Source organism: Rosenbergiella gaditana (assembly GCF_018494065.1).
In the GTDB taxonomy this organism is placed as follows: Bacteria; Pseudomonadota; Gammaproteobacteria; order Enterobacterales; family Enterobacteriaceae; genus Rosenbergiella; species Rosenbergiella gaditana.
The window spans coordinates 37456-58479 of record NZ_JABBFR010000019.1; the positions used below are offsets into that span (position 1 = coordinate 37456).

Annotated in this window: 21 protein-coding genes, 1 tRNA gene and 2 pseudogenes; 14 read left to right on the forward strand and 10 right to left on the reverse strand. The window is 46.8% G+C overall.

Going from position 1 to position 21024, the window contains the following annotated elements; all coding sequences use genetic code 11:
• Window positions 1-201: 201 nt before the first annotated feature.
• From ybgC to HH682_RS12815, 8 genes are all read left to right on the forward strand, one after another.
• Window positions 202-606 (forward strand): tol-pal system-associated acyl-CoA thioesterase, encoded by a 405-nt coding sequence (ybgC, locus tag HH682_RS12780; protein WP_214237933.1) that lies wholly within the window; start codon window positions 202-204, stop codon window positions 604-606.
• A complete protein-coding gene (tolQ, locus tag HH682_RS12785; RefSeq protein ID WP_214237934.1) occupies window positions 603-1289 on the forward strand; it encodes a Tol-Pal system protein TolQ in 687 nt (228 codons plus the stop codon). The genes ybgC and tolQ overlap by 4 nt, the downstream gene beginning before the upstream one ends.
• A 14-nt stretch (window positions 1290-1303) precedes the next feature.
• Window positions 1304-1732, forward strand: a complete 429-nt coding sequence (gene tolR / locus HH682_RS12790) for a colicin uptake protein TolR (protein WP_214237935.1) — start codon at window positions 1304-1306, stop codon at window positions 1730-1732.
• A 25-nt stretch (window positions 1733-1757) separates the two neighbouring features.
• Complete coding sequence (gene tolA / locus HH682_RS12795; protein WP_214237936.1) at window positions 1758-3122, forward strand: cell envelope integrity protein TolA; 1365 nt, start codon at window positions 1758-1760, stop codon at window positions 3120-3122.
• Between the two features lie 113 nt (window positions 3123-3235).
• A complete protein-coding gene (gene tolB / locus HH682_RS12800) occupies window positions 3236-4531 on the forward strand; it encodes a Tol-Pal system beta propeller repeat protein TolB (RefSeq protein WP_214237948.1) in 1296 nt (431 codons plus the stop codon).
• A 44-nt stretch (window positions 4532-4575) separates the two neighbouring features.
• Window positions 4576-5106, forward strand: a complete 531-nt coding sequence (gene pal / locus HH682_RS12805) for a peptidoglycan-associated lipoprotein Pal (protein ID WP_048911808.1) — start codon at window positions 4576-4578, stop codon at window positions 5104-5106.
• 9 nt (window positions 5107-5115) lie between these two features.
• Complete coding sequence (cpoB, locus tag HH682_RS12810) at window positions 5116-5913, forward strand: cell division protein CpoB (RefSeq protein ID WP_214237937.1); 798 nt, start codon at window positions 5116-5118, stop codon at window positions 5911-5913.
• Window positions 5914-6079: 166 nt separating this feature from the next.
• Window positions 6080-6155, forward strand: a tRNA-Lys gene (locus HH682_RS12815).
• Window positions 6156-6240: 85 nt separating this feature from the next.
• On the opposite strand, the pseudogene HH682_RS12820 reads toward HH682_RS12815, so the two are convergent.
• Window positions 6241-6955: pseudogene (locus HH682_RS12820) on the reverse strand (IS1 family transposase).
• Window positions 6956-7283: 328 nt separating this feature from the next.
• Here HH682_RS12820 and HH682_RS12825 point away from each other — a divergent pair.
• The 4 genes from HH682_RS12825 to aroG all read left to right on the forward strand — a co-directional run bounded on the left by HH682_RS12825 (window position 7284) and on the right by aroG (window position 10234).
• The gene (locus HH682_RS12825) at window positions 7284-7514 is read left to right on the forward strand and encodes a ParD-like family protein (RefSeq protein ID WP_214237938.1); all 231 of its coding nucleotides are present in this window, start codon (window positions 7284-7286) and stop codon (window positions 7512-7514) included.
• Window positions 7489-7812, forward strand: coding sequence for a type II toxin-antitoxin system RelE/ParE family toxin (locus HH682_RS12830; RefSeq protein WP_214237939.1), 324 nt, complete (start codon window positions 7489-7491; stop codon window positions 7810-7812). Before HH682_RS12825 ends, HH682_RS12830 begins: the two co-directional genes overlap by 26 nt.
• 550 nt (window positions 7813-8362) lie before the next feature.
• Window positions 8363-9079, forward strand: a complete 717-nt coding sequence (gene pnuC, locus HH682_RS12835; RefSeq protein ID WP_214237949.1) for a nicotinamide riboside transporter PnuC — start codon at window positions 8363-8365, stop codon at window positions 9077-9079.
• A gap of 99 nt (window positions 9080-9178) precedes the next feature.
• Complete coding sequence (gene aroG, locus HH682_RS12840) at window positions 9179-10234, forward strand: 3-deoxy-7-phosphoheptulonate synthase AroG (RefSeq protein ID WP_214237940.1); 1056 nt, start codon at window positions 9179-9181, stop codon at window positions 10232-10234.
• A gap of 30 nt (window positions 10235-10264) precedes the next feature.
• On the opposite strand, the gene gpmA is transcribed toward aroG, so the two are convergent.
• The 6 genes from gpmA to modF all read right to left on the reverse strand — a co-directional run bounded on the left by gpmA (window position 10265) and on the right by modF (window position 17776).
• Window positions 10265-11017, reverse strand: a complete 753-nt coding sequence (gene gpmA / locus HH682_RS12845; protein WP_214237941.1) for a 2,3-diphosphoglycerate-dependent phosphoglycerate mutase — start codon at window positions 11015-11017, stop codon at window positions 10265-10267.
• A gap of 142 nt (window positions 11018-11159) precedes the next feature.
• Window positions 11160-12179, reverse strand: a complete 1020-nt coding sequence (locus HH682_RS12850; RefSeq protein ID WP_214237942.1) for a galactose-1-epimerase — start codon at window positions 12177-12179, stop codon at window positions 11160-11162.
• Entirely contained in the window at window positions 12173-13327 is a 1155-nt protein-coding gene (gene galK, locus HH682_RS12855) for a galactokinase (protein ID WP_214237943.1), read from the reverse strand. Before galK ends, HH682_RS12850 begins: the two co-directional genes overlap by 7 nt.
• Complete coding sequence (galT, locus tag HH682_RS12860) at window positions 13327-14370, reverse strand: galactose-1-phosphate uridylyltransferase (protein ID WP_214237950.1); 1044 nt, start codon at window positions 14368-14370, stop codon at window positions 13327-13329. Before galT ends, galK begins: the two co-directional genes overlap by 1 nt.
• 219 nt (window positions 14371-14589) lie before the next feature.
• A complete protein-coding gene (locus HH682_RS12865) occupies window positions 14590-16008 on the reverse strand; it encodes an NAD(P)/FAD-dependent oxidoreductase (protein ID WP_214237944.1) in 1419 nt (472 codons plus the stop codon).
• A gap of 292 nt (window positions 16009-16300) precedes the next feature.
• On the reverse strand, window positions 16301-17776 hold the full coding sequence (gene modF, locus HH682_RS12870) for a molybdate ABC transporter ATP-binding protein ModF (protein WP_214237945.1): 1476 nt from the start codon (window positions 17774-17776) through the stop codon (window positions 16301-16303).
• Window positions 17777-17937: 161 nt separating this feature from the next.
• On the opposite strand from modF, the gene HH682_RS12875 reads away from it, so the two are divergent.
• Window positions 17938-18078, forward strand: coding sequence for an AcrZ family multidrug efflux pump-associated protein (locus HH682_RS12875; RefSeq protein ID WP_048911819.1), 141 nt, complete (start codon window positions 17938-17940; stop codon window positions 18076-18078).
• Between the two features lie 36 nt (window positions 18079-18114).
• On the opposite strand, the gene HH682_RS12880 is transcribed toward HH682_RS12875, so the two are convergent.
• A complete protein-coding gene (locus HH682_RS12880) occupies window positions 18115-18933 on the reverse strand; it encodes a pyridoxal phosphatase (protein ID WP_214237946.1) in 819 nt (272 codons plus the stop codon).
• A 137-nt stretch (window positions 18934-19070) separates the two neighbouring features.
• Between HH682_RS12880 and pgl the strand changes: the two genes are divergently transcribed.
• A complete protein-coding gene (pgl, locus tag HH682_RS12885) occupies window positions 19071-20063 on the forward strand; it encodes a 6-phosphogluconolactonase (protein ID WP_214237947.1) in 993 nt (330 codons plus the stop codon).
• Window positions 20064-20394: 331 nt separating this feature from the next.
• On the opposite strand, the gene HH682_RS16050 is transcribed toward pgl, so the two are convergent.
• The gene (locus tag HH682_RS16050; RefSeq protein WP_338049344.1) at window positions 20395-20598 is read right to left on the reverse strand and encodes a hypothetical protein; all 204 of its coding nucleotides are present in this window, start codon (window positions 20596-20598) and stop codon (window positions 20395-20397) included.
• Window positions 20595-20950 (reverse strand): annotated as a pseudogene (locus HH682_RS15875) (hypothetical protein); the annotation flags it as partial. The pseudogene HH682_RS15875 and the gene HH682_RS16050, both read right to left, overlap by 4 nt.
• Between the last annotated feature and the right edge of the window lie 74 nt (window positions 20951-21024).

Genomic DNA, 21024 nt, shown 5'->3' on the forward strand with positions numbered 1-21024 from the left:
CTTCTGTATAGATGCAGAAGGGTTTTTTTATGGGTGTAATTAACTTATTGATAAATAAATATAATTAATTGTTACTGATTTGACTTTGTCACACCAAAACGTAAAGAGAAATAATTATTTTATCAAGCAGAGTTTGCCCCATTCCCAAGCTCATTGCTCTTGCGTATAGTAGCGGAGTTTAAACCATTATAGGGATGTGGAGTGAGTCAAATGCTGTTTCGTTGGCCAATCAGAGTTTACTATGAAGACACTGATGCCGGAGGCGTTGTTTATCATGCAAGCTATGTCGCTTTTTACGAACGTGCAAGAACAGAAATGTTACGTGCCAAACAGATTAATCAACAATTTCTCCTCGAACAACAAGTTGGTTTTGTCGTTCGAAAAATGAATGTGGATTATCGGGCGGCCGCGCGTTTAGACGATATCCTTGAGGTGACGACTGAAATCGTCAACATGACACGCGCTACCATTACTTTTCTTCAACGTATTTTGAACGCTGACGGGAAAGTAATTAATGAAGCAGAGGTGTTGATTGCCTGCATTAATTTACACCAGATGAAGCCCATAGCGCTTCCTACGTTTATTGTCGCGGAGTTTACGCAGTGACTGACATGAATATTCTTGATTTGTTCCTTAAGGCGAGCCTTTTGGTCAAATTCATCATGTTGATTTTAATAGCTTTTTCTGTGGTTTCATGGGCTATCATTATTCAACGTACACGCATTCTCAATGCCGCATCTCGTGAAGTTGTCGAGTTTGAAGAGAAATTTTGGTCTGGTGTCGACCTATCTAAGTTATATCAAGAGAGCCTAACTCGACGTGACGAGTTAATGGGCACCGAACAGATTTTCCATTCTGGTTTTAAAGAGTTTGCGCGTTTACATAAAATTAATAGCCCAGTGCCTGATGCAGTAGTGGAAGGTGCGACCCGTGCAATGCGTATTTCGACCAATCGGGAATTGGAAACCCTAGAAGCACATATCCCTTTTCTAGGAACGGTAGGTTCAATCAGTCCTTATATCGGGCTGTTTGGTACCGTTTGGGGCATTATGCATGCCTTTATCTCTCTGGGCGCGGTCAAACAAGCAACCTTACAAATGGTGGCACCGGGTATTGCGGAAGCGCTTATTGCTACAGCAATCGGTCTTTTTGCTGCGATCCCAGCGGTCATGGCTTATAACCGCCTGAATCAGCGCGTCAATAAGCTTGAGCAAGGTTACGACAATTTTGCAGAAGAATTTACTGCCATTTTGCACCGTCAGGCTTATAACAGCGAAATGACTAAGTAATCAGGGGTTGACTCATGGCTAGATCGCGCGGTCGCGGACGTCGTGACTTAAAATCAGAAATTAATATCGTGCCTTTATTGGACGTATTGCTCGTTTTATTGCTGATATTTATGGCTACGGCACCGATTATTACGCAAAGCGTTGAAGTGGACCTGCCAGATGCAACAGACTCCAAAACGGTCTCGAGCGACGATAACCCACCGGTGATTGTCGAAGTTGCAGGGGTCGGTCAATATAGTATTGTTGTGGATCATAATCGTATGACACAACTGCCTCCTGAACAGGTAGTCAATGAAGCGCAGCGTCAGTTGGAACAGAATCCTAAAACGGTTTTCCTAATTGGTGGAGCGAAGGAAGTGCCGTACGACGAAATTATTAAGGCGCTGAATCTACTGCATCAAGCAGGGGTGAAATCAGTGGGCTTAATGACACAACCCATTTAATAGCGAATCATATCGGGAATCGTGAGTGTCGAAGTTAACGGAACAAAACGATAAGTTGAAAAGAGCGGTGATCATCTCTATCGCGCTGCACATTGTGTTAGTCGCTATACTGATCATTAGCTCAATGAATGAACATATCGAAACAAGCTCTGGTGGCGGTGGCGGGAGTGATATTGATGCCGTGATGGTCGATCCCGGCGCCGTGGTCGAACAATACAACGCGTCTAAGCAGAGTCAGCGCGAGTCTAAAGCTGAACAAGCCAAGCAAGCGGCTGCCCAAGCGAAAGCCGACGCCGCAGAGCAAGCCAAGCAAGCGGCTGCCCAAGCGAAAGCTGAGGCGGCAGAGCAAGCCAAGCAAGCGGCTGCCCAAGCGAAAGCAGACGCCGCAGAGCAAGCTAAGCAAGCGGCTGCCCAAGCGAAAGCAGACGCCGCAGAGCAAGCGAACCAAGCGGCTGCCCAAGCGAAAGCCGAGGCCGCAGAGCAAGCGAAGCAAGCGGCTGCCCAAGCGAAAGCAGAGGCTGCAGAGCAAGCCAAGCAAGCGGCTGCCCAAGCGAAAGCCGAGGCGGCAGAGCAGGCCAAGCAAGCGGCTGCCCAAGCGAAAGCCGAGGCTGCAGAGCAAGCCAAGCAAGCGGCTGCCCAAGCGAAAGCTGAGGCCAAAGCGAAAGCAGCGCAAGAAGCTAAAGCCCAAGCGGCGGACGATGCCAAAGCAGCTCAAGAGGCTAAAGCTCAAGCAGCTGCTGACGCAAAAGCCAAAGCAGCTCAAGAGGCTAAAGCTCAAGCAGCTGCTGACGCAAAAGCCAAAGCAGCTCAAGAGGCCAAGGCTCAAGCCGCCGCTGAAGCAAAAGCGAAAGCAGCTCAAGAAGCCAAGGCTCAAGCCGCCGCTGAGGCAAAAGCCAAAGCAGCACAAGAGGCCAAAGCCCAAGCCGCCGCTGAAGCAAAAGCTGATGCAAAAGCGAAGGCTGCAGCAGAGGCAAAAGCTGCTAAAGCGAAGGCTGCGAAAAATGATGACGCACTAAATGATCTCTTAGGGGGATTATCATCCGGAAAAAATGCACCTAAATCTGCAGCAAGTGGCGGAGCATCCGGACAGGGAAATCAGAAAAAATCAGGGGCTTCCGGCGCAGCGATCCAGAGCTATCTTGGTCAGGTACAAAGTGCGATTCAGGGTAAATTTTATGATGCAGATAACTATGTCGGTAAGCAGTGTTCTGTGCATATAAAATTAGCGCCCGATGGACTGTTAATTTCTGCGACGTCTGCAGGGGGCGATCCGGCACTTTGCCAAGCTGCACTCACGGCATCGCGAATGGCACATATTCCCAAACCGCCTAGTCAAGAGGTTTGGGCGGCGGTGAAAGATGCGACCATTACCTTTAAACCGGGTCAATAAGTTTGTTGTAACACGACCTGTGGCGACAGGGAACGCTGGAGTATCGCTAATGCGATACTCCAGATATTAGGAAACCACTTATCATGAGCAATTGCTCAGATATGGGAGATGAGATGAAACAGGCATTACGAATAACGTTGAGCTTTTTTCTGCTAGTGTGGGCGGCTGTAGCCCAAGCAGAGGTGCATATTGAAATTACTCAAGGTGTAAACACGGCTCGTCCTATTGGTGTTGTCCCTTTCCAATGGACTGGTGGTGGTTCAGCCCCTGAAGATATTGGTGGTATCGTCGCGGCAGATTTACGTAACAGTGGTAAGTTCAATCCTCTGGATCGTTCGCGTCTTCCTCAACAGCCCGCGAGTGCACAAGAGGTACAACCTGCTGCATGGTCAGCGCTGGGTATTGATGCAGTGGTCGTAGGACAAGTCAAAGGTAATGCTGATGGTAGTTACCAAATTAGCTATCAACTCGTTGATACCGCGGGCGCACCGGGTACTGTGTTGTCACAGAACTCGTATAAAGTTACCAAGCAATGGTTACGCTACGCAGCCCATACAGCCAGTGATGAAACCTTTCAAAAGTTAACCGGCATTAAAGGTGCTTTCCGTACGCGAATTGCTTATGTGGTGCAAACCAATGGCGGCCAATTCCCTTACGAACTGCGTGTGTCGGATTACGATGGCTACAATCAATTTGTGGTACACCGTTCAAGCGAACCGTTAATGTCACCGGCATGGTCGCCAGACGGTAGCAAAGTCGCGTACGTTACGTTCGAAAGTGGTCGTTCGGCATTGGTGGTACAAACATTATCGAACAGCAGCATTCGTCAAATTGCCTCTTTCCCACGTCATAATGGTGCACCTGCGTTCTCACCAGATGGGACTAAGCTTGCTTTCGCACTGTCGAAAACGGGTAGCTTAAATCTTTATGTGATGGATTTAGCCTCAGGCCAAATTAGTCAAATAACTAATGGCCGTTATAACAGCACTGAACCGACGTGGTTCCCTGATAGTCAGAACATTGCCTACACGTCTGACCAAGGCGGACTGCCTCAAATTTATAAATTAAATATCAACGGTGGCGCACCACAGCGTATCACTTGGCAAGGTGGTCAAAACCAAGACGCTGATGTCGCAACCGATGGTAAATCAATGGTGATGGTAAGCACTGCAGGTGGTGCGCAACACATCGCTCGACAAGATCTAGAGACAGGAGCGGTACAAACATTGTCAAGCTCTTATCTGGATGAGACGCCAAGTCTAGCACCTAACGGCACGATGGTGATCTATAGCTCCACACAGGGTTATGGTTCCGTATTGCAGTTGGTTTCGACCGACGGGCGTTTCAAAGCGCGTCTTCCGACGACTGATGGACAGGTAAAATTCCCTGCCTGGTCGCCGTATCTGTGATGCATGTGTAAATATGTATGGCAAACTATAATAGGATTTTCGAAATGCAATTCAATAAAGTGCTGAAAGGTTTACTGCTGGCTCTGCCAGTGTTAGCGGTTGCTGCATGTTCTTCTCATAAGAACAACAATGACCAATCAGGCTCTACCACTGGTGCAGATAGCGCTTACGGTAACGGCATGTCTGGCAATGGCAGCAACGGCAACATGTCTTCTGACGAGCAAGCTCGTCTGCAGATGCAACAACTGCAACAAAACAACATTGTTTACTTTGGTCTGGATAAGTACGACATCCTGCCTGAGTTTGCACAGATGTTAGATCAACACGCTAACTTCTTACGTAGCAACCCATCTTACAAAGTGACGATCGAAGGTCACGCGGATGAGCGCGGTACGCCAGAATACAACATTGCCTTAGGCGAGCGTCGTGCTAACGCAGTTAAAATGTACCTGCAAGGTAAAGGCGTAGGCGAAGATCAAATGTCTATCGTCTCTTACGGTAAAGAGAAGCCAGCAGTCTTAGGTCATGACCAAGCTGCATGGGCGAAAAACCGTCGTGCTGTATTGGTATACTAAGAGAAAATTATGATTAGTAACTTCAGACTTCATACATTGGGTCTGTCGTTACTGATTGGCGTAGCGGCCGTTCCGGCCGCTCATGCCCAGGCGTCAATCAGTAGCGCTGGCTCGGGATCTACCGAAGACCGTGTCACCACCCTCGAACGAATCACCAACGCACAATCTCAACTTCTCCAGCAACTGCAACAGCAGTTGAGTGATACACAAAGTGATATTGATGCGCTGCGTGGTGAGATCCAACAAAATAGCTATCAACTGAACCAAGTGGTTGAACGGCAAAAACAACTATATCAACAAATCGACACCTTAAGTAGTAGCGGGGCGGCTGCAACGGCCTCTGCCTCCACTTCAGGTGCGACGGAGAGTAGTCAACAGACGCCTTCTGCCGTCCAATCTGCTAGCGATTCTGCAGGGCAGGTAGGGACCCAGACTGGTGATGTGAATAAAGACTACAACGCGGCTGTCGACTTGGTGTTAAAACAGAACAAGCCCGATGATGCGATGGCTGCATTACAAGCTTGGGTTAAGAAATATCCAGACTCCACCTACCAGCCTAATGCTAACTATTGGTTAGGACAGCTATATTATAATAAGGGGCAGAAAGATGATGCCGCTTACTATTTTGCGACGGTAGTGAAAAAATATCCTAAATCTCCGAAATCGGCAGAAGCCTTGTTGAAGATCGGAACAATCATGAAGGATAAAAATCAGCTGGATAAAGCCAAATCGGTTTGGCAACAGGTGATTCAGCTCTATCCTAATACGCCTTCGGCGAAAGCGGCGCAAAAAGCCTTAGCGGAGTAATGTTAAGATTTTTTCAGCAATTTCTGGCTGAATAGTGTCCGTGTCGCTGTAAAGGTAAGCAACTGATGATTTATTTTAAATTAATGGTTGCGCTGTCTCGGTAAATCAGTAATATATGCCGCCGTTGCCGAGACAAACTTAAACAGTGTTTTTGGCAAGGAAAATCGGGTCGTTAGCTCAGTTGGTAGAGCAGTTGACTTTTAATCAATTGGTCGCAGGTTCGAATCCTGCACGACCCACCAAATTCTTACATGAGCTAAGTCTCTTGTAATGACCGCGCCAGTGAATGCTGACGCGGTTTTTTTTATCCCAATAAAATTCAGCGGGTCACGTATTCAATATGTAGATCCGCTTCATGTAGTAATGCTCAAGCTCGATGAACGTACCGATTACCTTATCGTGCATTTCTGCTGATTCTGAGTACCCGAGAGTCTTGCGATTGAGTCGTCTTAACCAGGTTACGAAGATTCAGGTTTTCTCGCTCAATGCGTTGTGTGTAAAGCTTGCCTGTGATGTGATTTTTACTCGGCAACAGTTAATAAGTGCTAAAGTTATCTGTACACCAGAAGGCAACATTGAAGCCCGACAGTAGCCCCAGCAATTTACGTAGCGTCTTTTTACTCCGGTCACCGAAAGCATGGGCAATAATGCGTTTGAGACGAGGCTCCCCGCATACCACCGCCAGCGCTGTTACTTCTTATTGTCAACAAATACCACATTGCCTCAACTTCGCAGATAAGCTGAACTTGGAGATTTTCTAGTGGGGGGTACACATCGCGGCGAGAGTTTTTTAAGGTACGAGTAACGGCATCGATACTGATATGTAGCGTTCGAGCGGTGTCATGAATGCCCGCATTGTACATTACAAGATCGACAATCTGTTCTTTCATTCCGGGCTGACAGGCGAGATAGGCATAGTCGAGCAGGAAAGTACGGCGGCATAACTGGCCGCGATAGCGCTGATGCCCTGTTCTACCCTGACCCTGTTTTTTAATAGATTCGGTCTGCGCACAAAAGGGCATTTTACGTCAATTTTAGCCATCAGATACACTCTGCAAAAAGAGTGATTTTATAACATGATCACCGCTTTGAATATTTGACCCACTAATGAGGGTGGAAAGGGTTAACCTACTGATTAATATTTTTATTATTGCTTGATGGTTGTTTGTAAAAAGCCTTGGCGGTTCACTTCTTAAACAAGGTTGTTGCATTTTGTCGCGTTTAGCGATACTGTGCATTGTCTCATGCAATTTACGAAACCTGATACAAAGGTTTCAAAGTTCACCTAAGACTAATTTCTCGAAAGGATAATGTGTAATTACTCGTTACTCGTTACCAATTACCCCTGACACAATATTCGGTGAAAACTTATGGCTACTAGCGTTCGGTTAGACGACAGCTTTGTAGAATCAACTAAAATGTACGCTGACGTTGCTAAGCGTAGCGTGCCAAAGCAAATAGAGCACTGGGCAAGCATCGGGAAGATTCTTGAAGAAAACCCTGACCTTACCTATGAATTTGTGATGCAAACGCTTCTAGCTAAGCAAGAGTTAGATAATTCGCTAGGATCACGATATGTCCGGAGAACAAAATGCACTTGAGGTATTTCAAAGCCGCCGATTCGAAAAGGCTTTGTCTAAGCTACCTGATAATGAGTGCGCTATTGTAGAAGATGCAATTGATTTTGTTATAGACAACCCAACCGCGGGTGAGAAGAAGAAAGGAGATCTGTCTTACCTCCGAGTGTATAAGTTCGATTTGAACGGCCGCCAATGCTTATTGGGCTATAGCTTTATTGAGTCTGAATTTAGACTCTATTTACTGAGTTTCGGGCCGCATGAAAACTTTTATAACGATCAAAAACGGCATCGAAAACAAGACATAAAGTCAGTGAAATAGTGATAAAAAACGCTTCATGCGCCTTTTTTTTGCCTCTTAATTTACTCAAATTCTACACGCCAATCTATTGAGTCGCTTAGCTCTTGGAACGAGACGTAACTGCGGTTGTTCTGATTGGCTTCGACTTTGCACTTGAAATCATCTACCCAGTATTCTAACGGGCGGTCATTCAATCGGTGTAACCCTTTAAGAGTATCTGAAAAAAGCGCTCCTGCCTTCCGGCCGCTGCGATGATCGACTTCGTCGTTAATTTTGCCATAAATTAGCCCTTTGAGCCTTCGCATTCCGTATCCTGACAACCTTCAAAAAGTAGCTATGTTGCTGCCAGTGTATGTGCCCGCAAAAAGGGCAATTAATACGACATAGCGGGTTAGTCTTCCGCCGTGTAGCGAGCTTTACGGCCTTCGGTATCTTTATGCCCGCACCCTCAGTCATTGCGCGAGTTTTACCGAAACGCACGCCGATTTGCTCAGTTGAAAACAAAGAATTAATAAGACAAAGCCACTCACTTCGGGTATGTTGTTTAGTATACTAAACATGAGGTGTGATGATGAATTTTTTTAGTATCAATACGTTGTTAGTGCATATTCCTTGGGGCAAACAGGGCTACGATCTGTCGTGGATAGAAGCAGTAGGCACCTTGTGTGGATTGCTCTGTATCTGGTTGGCGAGCAAAGAGAAAATCATCAATTATCTATTTGGCACCGTTAACGTTTTATTATTTGCGGTAATTTTTTATCAAATTCAGCTCTATTCCAGCTTACTGCTGCAAATCTTTTTCTTACTGGCCAACATCTACGGCTGGTATGCCTGGACCAGAAAAACTTCTTCACAGCAGGGAGAACTGCAGATTCGTTGGCTTGGCGCTCGGGCGAGGGGGATGTGGTTAGCGGTCTCGATCATCGCAATTCTTATGATGACGTTCTTTATTGATACCATTTTTGGTCAATTTGCTCGGCTTACGGTAATTCTTCTCAATCAAGTTGGGCTTGAGGCTCAGCTACCAGTATTACAACCCGATGCTTATCCCTTCTGGGATGCCTGTATGACCATATTATCGGTCGTGGCGATGATTTTCATGACACGTAAATGGGTAGAAAACTGGATACTCTGGGTGATCATTAACATCATCAGCGTGGCCATATTCACCTTACAAGGGGTTTATGCCATGTCGATTGAATATATGATTCTAACGCTTATCGCGATGAATGGTGTGCGTCTCTGGTCCAGCAAAGCCTCGCAGAATGAGAGTCCACACACTTCTTAATTCCCTAGGGGGAAAAAGTGGTAATTAGGGTTTGCAGTTTGACAGCGGCACGTTAGAGTATCGCTAGGACAACAGTACACTTATCGTGATGGAATAATAATGAGCTATAAAAACGACGATTTACGGATCACAGAAATTAAAGAACTTTTACCGCCAGTGGCACTGCTAGAGAAATTTCCTGCTACGGATCGTGCCGCTGATACGGTCGCAAAGAGCCGTCAAGCCATTCAGCAGGTCTTACAGCAACAAGATGATAGATTGCTTGTCGTCATTGGCCCTTGCTCAATTCATGATATTGATGCCGCGATGGAGTATGCACAACGTCTATTGGCGCTGCGAGATGAATTGAAAGATGAGTTAGAAATCGTCATGCGTGTCTACTTTGAAAAACCGCGCACGACCGTTGGTTGGAAAGGAATGATCAACGACCCGTATATGGACGGTAGTTTTGATATTAATGAAGGATTGCGACTAGGCCGTAAGCTACTTCTGGATATCAACGACCTCGGTATGCCGACCGCGGGTGAGTTTCTAGATATGATCACCCCTCAATACTTGGCCGACTTAATGAGCTGGGGAGCCATTGGCGCCCGCACTACGGAATCTCAAGTCCATCGCGAATTAGCGTCAGGTCTTTCTTGCCCGGTTGGCTTTAAAAATGGGACTGACGGTACGATTAAAGTGGCAATTGATGCCATCAATGCAGCCTCTGCAGGACATTGCTTTTTGTCCGTGACCAAATATGGGCACTCTGCCATTGTCGAGACCGCGGGAAATAAAGATTGTCATATCATTTTGCGTGGTGGCAAAACGCCTAACTACAGCGCCGAAGATGTGGCAGCAGTAAAGGCGGGTCTGACCCAAGCCGGTTTACCCCCGCAAGTAATGATTGATTTTAGTCACGCCAACAGTTCTAAGCAGTATCAAAAACAGATGGATGTGGCAACCGATGTCGCAGGACAGATCGCGCAAGGTGATAAAGCGATTATGGGTGTAATGATTGAAAGTCACTTGGTGGAAGGTAATCAGAGTTTAGAGAGTGGACAACCCCTCACTTATGGTCAGAGTGTGACGGATGCTTGCATCGGTTGGCCTGCCACCGAGCACGTATTAAAACAATTAGCAGAGGCAGTACGAGCACGTCGTAAAGCCTGAAAAAAGGCCGGATTAGCCGGCCTTTTTTATTTATTTAGCTTTACCTTGGTTAGCGACCGCCGCTGCACGGGCAGCGACTTCCTCGGCATCACCTAAATAGTAACGTTTTAATGGTTTGAAATTCTCGTCAAACTCATAAACCAATGGCACGCCAGTTGGGATATTAAGTTCTAAGATTTCATCTTCAGAAAGACCTTCAAGATATTTAACCAGTGCACGCAGGGAGTTACCATGTGCAGCGATAATCACTTTCTCACCGCTTTTAATACGCGGTAGGATAGCTTCATTCCAGTAAGGAATTACGCGCTCGATGGTGGTTGCTAAACTTTCAGTCACTGGAAGCTCTTCCGCGCTCAGTGAAGCATAACGTGGGTCATGGCCCGGGAAACGTTCATCAGAACGCTCTAAGTCTGGTGGTGTCACGGCAAAGCCACGACGCCATTGTTTAACTTGCTCGTCACCGTATTTCTCTGCGGTTTCTGCTTTGTTAAGACCTTGCAGGGCACCGTAGTGGCGTTCATTTAGACGCCAGTTCTTTTCAACGGGGAGCCACGCTTGGTCAAGCTCATCTAATACAGACCACAGCGTATGAATGGCACGTTTAAGAACAGAAGTATAAGCGAAGTCAAAAGTGAACCCCTCTTGTTTGAGAAGTTTGCCCGCAGCTTGCGCTTCTCCACGTCCTTTTTCAGAAAGGTCAACGTCATACCAGCCGGTGAAGCGGTTTTCTTGGTTCCACTGGCTTTCGCCGTGGCGGACCAGTACAAGCTTAGTTACTGCCATCGTAAAGCTCCTTCAATGATTAATCATTCACTGTAAAAATGGTTCTCACCGCAACAACTGCTCGGTCAAGAGACACTACTGCCACTACCATAGCGGAAAAGGGCTCGTCGCGTAAGTCTCTGGCCGACTTTGCGGTGACTTTTTAAGCACTGATAAAGTGATACCCAAAACGAATCTGCCGAATTTCCTCTGCGGGTAACCAACATCCCGCAGGTGGCGTATCATTTGCCGCATCAGGACAATAGCCAGGCTCTAATGCAATGCCTTGATAATTTTGGTATTCCCCCTGAGGTGACGGCGTACCTGCGAGGTAATTTCCGGTATAGACCTGCAATGCAGGTTCACTACTGAACAGGTTCATCTGTAATTGACCATCTGTCGACGTGAGCGTTGCGACAGGCTGCTCTATAGCGTGAGGGTCAAGCACGAAAGCATGATCATAACCCCCTACCGCCTGTTGAAAACGGTCAGACAGAAAATCCTGCGAAAGGGATTTTGGTGAGCGGAAATCGAAAGCGGTTTGATTTACCGGTAGGCACTCCCCATCAGGAAGTCCCTCAGTATCGACGGGTTGAAAATACGAGCTGTGCAGTGCAAGTTGATGCGCTCGGATATCGCCTTGTACCCCATCCAGATTAAAATAGGCATGGTTTGTTAAAGAGAGTGGGGTGAGGGCATCACTTTGTGCTGTAAAACAGAAATCGAGGCGATTATCATCATTCAGCGTCAGGGTTAACTCAACGTTTAGAATCCCTGGAAAACCTTGGTCACCCTCAGGAGAATACAAGCGATAGGTTAATCTATTGGTGTCATGACTCACTTGTTGCCAGCGCCGATGACTAAACCCTTCTGGCCCGCCGTGTAATTGATGAGGTCCTTGGTTACTCGCTAGCGGACAGTCGATTTGGCTTAAATAAGCTTGGCGAATACGATTAGCATAACGTCCTACCGTTGCACCCAGATACGCGGTTTGTTGAAGGTAACGCGCTGGCGATCCGCAGCCAAGAATAGCTTCACGCAGGCTGCCATCCGCTTGCGGAATCTGAGCACTAAGCCATGTTGCTCCCCAATCCATAAAGCGTACAACCATCCCTTGCGAATTACGCAGTTCAGCGATATTAAACGGCTGACCGTCGGGAGCATGTGCCTTAGTCGTTAACATGAGCTAGCGCCTTGTGAAGCGTGACAGAGATAATAAGTTTCCTTAATTCCCGTGGCAGCGAAATAGCGATCAGCCATGGCTGCTTTAACCGCGTCGACTTTGTGGGCGGGTAGGAGCGCGACGACACAGCCGCCGAAGCCTCCTCCTGTCATGCGTGCGCCGCCTTCTTCACCGATCGCTTCTTGCAGTAACGCTACCAAACGATCAATTTGTGGCACCGTTATCGCAAAGTCGTCACGCATTGAGTTGTGAGATTCCGCCATTAACCGTCCCATACGTTTTAAGTCACCTTGGTTAAGCGCTTGGGTTGCCTCTAGGGTACGTTGATTTTCGGTTAAAATATGCCGCACTCGTTTAGCGACGGTAGGATCCATTTCCGCTTCTCGTGCGTGGAAGCTTTCAAGTGAGACTTCCCGAAGAGAGGGCTGGCCGAAAAATGCGGCACCCTGCTGGCACTGCTCGCGGCGTAAATTATATTCGCTTCCCACTAACGTCCGTCGAAAATTAGAATTCACAATGAGCACAGCAATATCGTCTGGCATAGAAACAGACTCTGTTTTAAGCGACTGACAGTCTAGTAATAATGCATGGTCAGCTTTGCCCATTGCCGAAATCATTTGATCCATAATGCCGCAATTACAGCCAACAAACTGGTTTTCAGCCGCTTGGCCATTGAGCGCTATTTCCACAGGGGTAATCGGTAGTTGCCATAAGTGTTGAATAGCGGTCCCGATGGCTACCTCCAAGGAGGCAGAGGAGCTCAACCCGGCACCTTGTGGTACGTTACCACTAATCACCATGTCCATTCCCTGAAACTGGTCATTGATTTGGCGTAAATGTTTGACCACACCACGCAGATAATTCGCCCACATCGCTGACTCACGAAACACAATCGGCTCTTCCAAGGAAAACTCATCCATTTGGTCATCGTAATCAGCAGCAATGACGCGTACCCGATTATCTTGGCGTTTTGCACAGCTGATGACCGTCTGATAATCAATGGCGCAGGGGAGAACAAAACCTTGGTTGTAATCGGTATGCTCACCAATCAAGTTGACGCGGCCAGGCGCTTGAAAAAAATCGGTCGGGGCGTAGCCGAAAAGGTGCTGAAAACGTTGTTCGCAACGCTGTTTAAGTTCAGTGATCATTATGGAGTCTCTCGAAAGTGGCGGTCACTCACGGACCGAAGGCGTTCTGCTGCTTGTTCAGGGGTAAGGTCACGCTGAACCTCGGCTAACATTTCATAACCCACCATAAACTTACGGACGCTGGCGGAGCGTAGCAGTGGCGGATAAAAATGGGCATGTAATTGCCAGTGTGAAGGATCTTCTTTCGTAAAAGGCGCGCCATGCCAACCCATAGAGTAGGGAAACGAGCAGTGAAACAGATTATCGTAACGACTGGTCAACTGTTTTAAGGCTAGTGCGAGATCGTCACGTTGGGCGGGGGAGATCTCGGTCAAACGAGCAATCTTAGCCTTTGGAAGTAATAAGGTTTCGAAAGGCCACACCGCCCACCAGGGTACGACAGCGATCCAGTGTTCGGTTTCGACTACGACTCGTTCTTTTTGTTGGCGCTCTTTCTGTGCATAGTCCCATAACATCGGGCTGTGATGGCGCTGATAATAGTCGCGTTGCTGGCGATCCTCGGTGGCGATTTGGTTAGGAATAAAGCTATTTGCCCACACTTGGCCGTGAGGATGCGGGTTTGAACAGCCCATTGCCGCACCTTTATTCTCGAAAACTTGTACCCAAGGATAGGTTTTCCCTAACTCCGTGAGTTGTTCTTGCCATACCTGTATGACTTGTGTGATTGCTGAGATCGTTAATTCCGGTAGCGTTTTACTATGATCTGGCGAGAAGCAGATTACACGGCTAATACCCCGTGCGCTTTCCAGTTGGAACAACTCATCATCACTTTTATCCGCGGCTGGCGTGTCGGGTAATAAAGCTGAAAAGTCATTGGTAAATACAAAAGGCGTATCGTAATTAGGGTTTACTTTACCATTAATACGAGTATTACCAGGGCATAAATAGCATTCAGGATCGTGCTGCGGGAGCTGTTGCGGGGAAACTCTCTCTTCAGCGCCTTGCCATGGCCGTTTTGCACGATGGGGGGACACTAATACCCACTCACCAATCAAAGGATTAAATCGGCGATGAGGATGGTCGATCGGATCGAATGTTTGCATAGTCATCTCATAATCTTAAAGCAATATTAGATAAAGCGTAGCATGAACGTGAGAGGTTTTTTGTGATCAGGCTACTATTTATGGAAGCGTTTACACACAAGGTTACAGGATTAATCGAGGATTTCAGCGTAAATTATAATGTTTTGTGTAACCGATTACACTTATGTAAGGAAAAAAACCGTAATCCAGTATTCTGAATTACGGTGCGAGCCTTATTCACTAAAAGCGATTCAAACTGAAAGGTTCAACGTCAATAATCGGTTTTTCATTTAATAATAGGCTGGTGGTGAGTAGGGAAGAGACAGGACTTTCCGTCATCACCCATCCGGTGGCAGTATTGAGCACCAAGCCCGGTAACTGCTTTATTGTCGAAATAATTGGCACTTCATCCGGTGCGATGGCCATTGCACCACTCCAGCGGTCGATCACTTTTGCAGCCTTGAAAGCAGGAAATTCCTCTGCCAATTTTATCAACGAGTCATCAAGATCCTGAATATCAGGTAATGCGGTCATATCCCGTTGTGTTTCAAAAGGGGAGATTTCGTTAAGTTTCCAGTGCGTGGGTTCAGTCAAAGAGTGAATCAACTGCTCGTTAAGCGCGATATGCACGGGGAAATCAGGTGCGGATAATAGACCCAAATATTTATAGCCATAAGTAAACGACTCTTTTACCACGGGTGCGGTAATGATACGAGGTGACGTAGCGTAAGTCCCGTTCGATTGTTGTCTAAAATAGATATTTCCAGGCAGGGCAACGTTACCAGAAGGAGCCCCGGGCGCTGCACTTATGATTTGTTGCGATTGATAAGCGGGAAGGGTCGGGATATCAATATCAAGATTACCCATAAATTTACGGGTCCATGCTCCCCCCGCGACTACCACCATTGAGGTACGAATGGCTCCTTTTTCTGTCACCACATCTGAAACCTTCCCAGCAGCGGTTTCAATCCCTCTCGCCGCACAGTTGGTATAAAATTTTACACCAATGCGTTTTGCATAATCGGCCATCACAAAACTGGTAATTTCAGAATCCAGACTGCCAGAATCCTCTTCGAAAGCACCTAACTTCCAATCAGTTGTTGCATGCAGCAATTTATTTTTTAATTCGCTGCCTTCGATAAAGCGGGTTTTCAATGGTACGCCAAATCCGGCCTTCTCTTGTTTATCTTTAATCCATTGTTGTACTGCACTGATATCCGCCTCATCCAATGGAACTTCGACTCGCCCTTGGGTACGATAGCTGGTGTCGACGCCCACTTTTTGATTCATTTCGCGCCACAACTTTTTGCCCAAGTGATGCAGTTGGAAAGTGGCATCCGGCATTTTATAAGTGATCACTTGCCCGTAAGCACGTGAAGATTGTTCACCCGCAATATTTCCTTTTTCAACGACAACCACTGACAATCCACGTTCAACCATACGAATCGCCGTCATGATGCCATTGATCCCACCGCCGATAATCACCACATCGGCGTGTTGGGGTAGGGCTCCCTTTTCACCTTCGACGAATCCCCAGCGCGGGTGTCCAGGCACAAAGCGTCCTTCACGACGTAACATTGGCGTAACAATACTGGCACCGCCAATCACTGCAACGGCAGCAGCGGATCCGACTAAAAATTTTCTTCTAGAAATATTCATTATATATTTTTCAAATGGTGGGTGACTCTACAGCCATGATTCAATCAATACAGAGGCTTAACCACTGTTCTTAACGCTTCCATGAGGCCGCTGCACTCGCAGAGGATAATCAACCACTAGGGGGAGATGCTTCAGCAGAAAATGGTAAACAAGCCTAACGAAAGCGCGCGGATGTTATTATTTTGTATAATATGTAGCAAAATATTTTGAAATGTTATTATTTGGTGGTTTTTATATCTGTTTTTGAAAGGTGCCCACTGCCGTAACAGTGGGTGCAGTGGGTACAGTGGTTTCAGGCTAATGCATCCTGTACATAGTCGTAGCCGCCATGTGAATTTGCGACAAAGCGGAGTCGGTGAGTGATACAACGTGGTGCATCTTCAGCATGGTGAGAAACAAATAATAACTGTGTAGTACCTTGGGCAATCAGCATTGAGACAAACTGTTTAATCAGCTGACGATTGAGTGCATCCAGTCCCTGTAGAGGTTCATCAAGGATTAATAATTGTGGGTGTTTGACTAATGCACGCACGATAAGAATTAACCGTTGTTGGCCCCACGATAAGTCATGAAAGGGGAGGTGTGCTTGATCAGCGGAGATACCGATTAACGCTAACCATTGATCAGCTAGCGCCTGTTGACGGTCCCCAGGTACTTGATAAAGGCCGATGGAATCGAAATAACCGGATAAAATAACCGTGCGAATCGAGGCGCTAACTCGATACTCGAGATGTAGGCTACTGCTGACATAACCGATATTTTTTTTGATATCCCACAAGGTCTCACCACTTCCCCGTCGGATACCAAATAAGGTCAGATCATTACTGTACCCTTGTGGATGATCGCCGGTCACTAAACTCAGTAATGTTGATTTACCAGCGCCATTCGGGCCAGTGATTTGCCAATGCTCACCGGGGTTCACCTGCCAAGTGAGATTATCGATAATGACGTTCTCATCCCACGAAACATGGCCCGATAGTAAGCTTATCAATGGAGAAGAGGGCGATATATTTTGGTTAGCTAGCGGGGTATCTCTTTCGGGGAGTTGTACCGCGGATAATTGCTCAAGATGATGAAGCTGGGCAACAATGTTGTCAGCCAGTACTTGCTCGCGCGGCGCTAAAGAGGCTAAGTGGCCTTCGATCAGTAAGCCAACACGGTCGACGAAGGGCGGTATATCTTCGAAACGATTGATCACGAAAACTAAGGTTAGCCCTTGTTGTTGTAATTCCAACAGCAGTTGGTGTAACGCGGTACGAGACTCGACATCCAGTCCATCAAAAGGCTCATCGAGGATCAATAGATCGGGATCCGCCATCAGGGCTTGGCACAATAACGTCTTGCGAGTTTCTCCCGTCGAGAGCACCTTAAACGGGCGATCCAGCAATGGGGCAATACCAAAGCGTTTGGCTAAGGCTTCACAGCGCTCACTATCACCCCAGGATTCTTGAATAACGTCGCGCGTCAGCTTACCGTCACTATTTTCCCCTTCGCTGAAAAGATCACTATTATTTCGTTGCCATTCTTGATTAATGAAGGCGGAAAGCTGTTCGAAAGAGAGCCGAGTGGGGGACGTAAATTGATTGACGAGAGTGCCTTTAGCGTTGGGTAATTCTCCTTTTAACGCCAAGGCTAAGGAAGATTTACCACTGCCATTCGTCCCGACCAGCGCGACACTTTCGCCTTCAGTTAAGTTGAAGTCGTCTATATGTAAGGACCAATGTTCCCCACGATGAAATGTACATTGCGAAATATGCAATATTTTCATGTTTTATACCATTTTATGCATTTACCTTAGTTTTAGCGACCCGCCGCAAGCTTGTCAATCCTTCCTGTTTAGGACTGATCAGAATAAAGGCACAAAAAGCGGTATCCACTCACCTCGAGTCTCGTTAAAATAGCTGTTTTTTACGCCGAAGGGATAAGACTATGCTTGAACTGCTGAAAAGTTTGCTGATGGCGATCATCATGGTACCTGTACTGATGGCCGTTATTTTGGGATTAATTTGGGGATTAGGTGAGCTATTTAACCTAATTTCAGGAACTAAGAACGAAAAAAACTCAGCCTGATGTGTCGCCTATGCCTGCTCGGCATAGGCAGAGTCCCTACAGAAGCCTAGACTCAATAAACTGCGCAATAGAAGGCGCATCATTACTACCGATAACGACCTGACAGCGATCTTTAATCTCTTGTTTTGCTTCTTGCATCGCTACACCAATACCAGCCCGTTCTAACATACTCAAATCATTATTATTATCACCAAAAGCGACCACTTGGTCCATTGATAGCTGTTGCGCGTTAACCCATTCTGCTAGTCTCTTGCCTTTGCTGTTTCCGCGCTTAGCAATATCAATTTGATCCTTCCATGACCACTCACATACCACCTGTGCCTCGGCTTCAACACGGTCAGCGAAAGCATGTAATTGCGAAAGATCGGAATGTGCTAAGGCGAATTTCCATAAGGGTTCACCGCTTTCAACGACTGACATCAGGTCATTGACTTGACGGAAAACGGGACGTAATTCTACTGGGTACTGTTCGGCCCACGCTTGCATACGAATCACATGGGGGGTGGGATGCTCATAGTACATCGCGTCACCGGCATACAGTAATCCTTTAATTTGCGCTTGGCGTAATGACGCGATCACGATTTCGGACTCTTGAGCAGGAAGCGGATCACTGTTGATCACCGAACGTTTTTGATAATCATAAGAGTAGGTACCATTGCAACAAATAGCGGGATCGGTAAGCGCTAAGGTCTGATAAATAGGATGAATTGCACTATGGTGACGACCTGTCACAATTAACACGTGATAACCCGCGGCTTTGGCCCGAGAGAGGGCTTCAATGGATTCGGGCAATACCTGTTTCTGACTCGTTAGTAAGGTCCCATCTAAATCTAATGCGATAACTCGATAATCCATAATAACGTCACTTAATTTTATGATGTATGAAAAAAGTCTACACCTGAATAGAGCGAAGCAGCAAATCTCGCACAAAATCACTGTTACAATTATAGAATTGATGCAAACTAGATCTTACTACAAGTTAAGGAGAGCGCATGAAACAAGTTATCTATACAGCTAGCCCAGAAAGTGAAGAGATCCATGTATGGCAACTGACTGAACAAGGAGACCTGACACTTTTGCAAACGGTCAAGGCGCCGGGTCAACCGCAGCCTTTAGCCATTAACTCACGCCAGCAGGTGTTATACGCGGGTGTAAAACCTGACTTCCGCGTGGCAGCTTGGAAAATCGGCGCAACAGGTACATTGACTTGGCTCGATGAAGCTGTGCTTCCTGGTAGTGCCACCTACCTTGCTACGGATCGCGAAGGTGAGGCTCTGTATATTGGCTATTACCATGATGGCTTCGTGAGCTATGGCAAGCTTGGTGCGGAAGGCCAACCTACCACTCCGACCCAAATACTGAAAGGTTTAGACGGTTGTCACTCCGCGAATATCAACTTAACCAATAACCAGCTTTATGTTCCCGCGTTAAAGCAAGACCGTATCTGTGTTTATCCTTTACGTGACGATAAGAGTTTGGATGATGCTAACGTGACGCAAATTGAATCAGCGGCAGGCGCAGGTCCTCGTCATATGGCCTTTCATCCACAAGGTCAGTTCGCTTACACCATTAATGAATTAGATAGCACGGTAATGGTTATTGCTTTAGGTAGCGGCGACGATACGGTAGTCCAGACTCTTCCGACCCAACCGGAAGATTTCACTGGAACCCCGTGGGCCGCGGATATTCATCTCACGCCCGATGGGAAGTTTCTCTACACCTGTGATCGGACCAGTAGTCTACTGACTATCTTTGCCGTGTCTCAGCAAGGGGATGCGCTGACCTTAGTGGGTTTCCACCCGACAGAGACGCAACCACGCGGGTTTACCTTGGATAAAGCAGGGCAGTTTTTAATCGCAACTGGCCAAAAATCTCATCATGTCGCGGTATACCGTATTGATCAGCAAAGCGGGCAGCTAACCGATTTAGGTCGTTATGCGGCAGGTCAGGGACCGATGTGGGCGATTGCCCATACCCCTGAATAAATCGCAAGGTGCCACTTAGGTGGCACTTCTGATTCAGGGAAAAAGATTATGCCCAATAAAAGAGGATCTCAAGAAGACCCTCTTTTATCTAAACATTAAGCAAATCGCTAATCGTTGTATGGACTACGGTAAATTTGCACAACAACATTATCCGGGGATGTGTATTTGATCACTGTGACAATGTCTTTAGAGTCCTGAGAACGCCAACATTCAGCTTCAACATCACATTGGGATTGTCGACGATAACCGGCAGAAACTAAATATCGATGTATATTTTTGGTTTTAGAGGTTCCATGGTATCGAACTGTAAAAACACTTGCTTGTGGCCCACTTACATTCCCAAATTCAAATCTAATATCATCAGATATTCGCGGCATTTTTTTAGAAGCTCTGGCGTGTAATACTCGTACTCCGCTTTATCTCTCTCGGTATAATACGCACTGCTGGCAAATCCCATTTTTAGATACGGCCAGCCAAAAGCCAGTGCCACGCCAGTAAGTACCAGCACGATAGATACGGTTATACATTTCTTCACAGCCCCATCCTGCCATTTCCGGCACCCAGAACCACAAACGTTTTATCATTCTTTCTGGAGCAGATGACGTTTCCCGATGAAAAATTGTCGTATGGCCTGATGGTTTTCATGAACGGCGGTAACACTCCTTTACGGGGGCGAGAGTGCGGAAACTTTTCCGGGTCAGGGAACAGCAGAGGCTGAAACGTCTCGTTCTTCCAATTACCGATTTTACCGTAGTAGTCCCAGCGTTTTTAAGGGCTTCCCCCTTGCTTACTGGTCGGAGTTGAGGGAAAGGATTCTGAATCGATACTACCCGGTAAAAACCGAGCAAATCGGAGACCAAATCCTCGCAGCTGAAACCGCTGTTTGTAGTGGTCAAGTAATATTGGCCACGGTTTTACAGTAAAAATGATATCTCTTCTCTGACTCTTCCGGCGTCAGGCC

Coding starts and splice junctions, on each gene's coding strand:
- HH682_RS12880 (WP_214237946.1), bottom strand. CDS start 18,933: ATGGATTATCGAGTTATCGCATTAGATTTAGATGGGACCTTACTAACG.
- pgl (WP_214237947.1), top strand. CDS start 19,071: ATGAAACAAGTTATCTATACAGCTAGCCCAGAAAGTGAAGAGATCCAT.
- tolB (WP_214237948.1), top strand. CDS start 3,236: ATGAAACAGGCATTACGAATAACGTTGAGCTTTTTTCTGCTAGTGTGG.
- HH682_RS12875 (WP_048911819.1), top strand. CDS start 17,938: ATGCTTGAACTGCTGAAAAGTTTGCTGATGGCGATCATCATGGTACCT.
- HH682_RS12865 (WP_214237944.1), bottom strand. CDS start 16,008: ATGAATATTTCTAGAAGAAAATTTTTAGTCGGATCCGCTGCTGCCGTT.
- cpoB (WP_214237937.1), top strand. CDS start 5,116: ATGATTAGTAACTTCAGACTTCATACATTGGGTCTGTCGTTACTGATT.
- HH682_RS12830 (WP_214237939.1), top strand. CDS start 7,489: ATGTCCGGAGAACAAAATGCACTTGAGGTATTTCAAAGCCGCCGATTC.
- gpmA (WP_214237941.1), bottom strand. CDS start 11,017: ATGGCAGTAACTAAGCTTGTACTGGTCCGCCACGGCGAAAGCCAGTGG.
- galT (WP_214237950.1), bottom strand. CDS start 14,370: ATGCAAACATTCGATCCGATCGACCATCCTCATCGCCGATTTAATCCT.
- HH682_RS12825 (WP_214237938.1), top strand. CDS start 7,284: ATGGCTACTAGCGTTCGGTTAGACGACAGCTTTGTAGAATCAACTAAA.
- aroG (WP_214237940.1), top strand. CDS start 9,179: ATGAGCTATAAAAACGACGATTTACGGATCACAGAAATTAAAGAACTT.
- HH682_RS12850 (WP_214237942.1), bottom strand. CDS start 12,179: ATGTTAACGACTAAGGCACATGCTCCCGACGGTCAGCCGTTTAATATC.
- tolR (WP_214237935.1), top strand. CDS start 1,304: ATGGCTAGATCGCGCGGTCGCGGACGTCGTGACTTAAAATCAGAAATT.
- pnuC (WP_214237949.1), top strand. CDS start 8,363: ATGAATTTTTTTAGTATCAATACGTTGTTAGTGCATATTCCTTGGGGC.
- pal (WP_048911808.1), top strand. CDS start 4,576: ATGCAATTCAATAAAGTGCTGAAAGGTTTACTGCTGGCTCTGCCAGTG.
- modF (WP_214237945.1), bottom strand. CDS start 17,776: ATGAAAATATTGCATATTTCGCAATGTACATTTCATCGTGGGGAACAT.
- galK (WP_214237943.1), bottom strand. CDS start 13,327: ATGATCACTGAACTTAAACAGCGTTGCGAACAACGTTTTCAGCACCTT.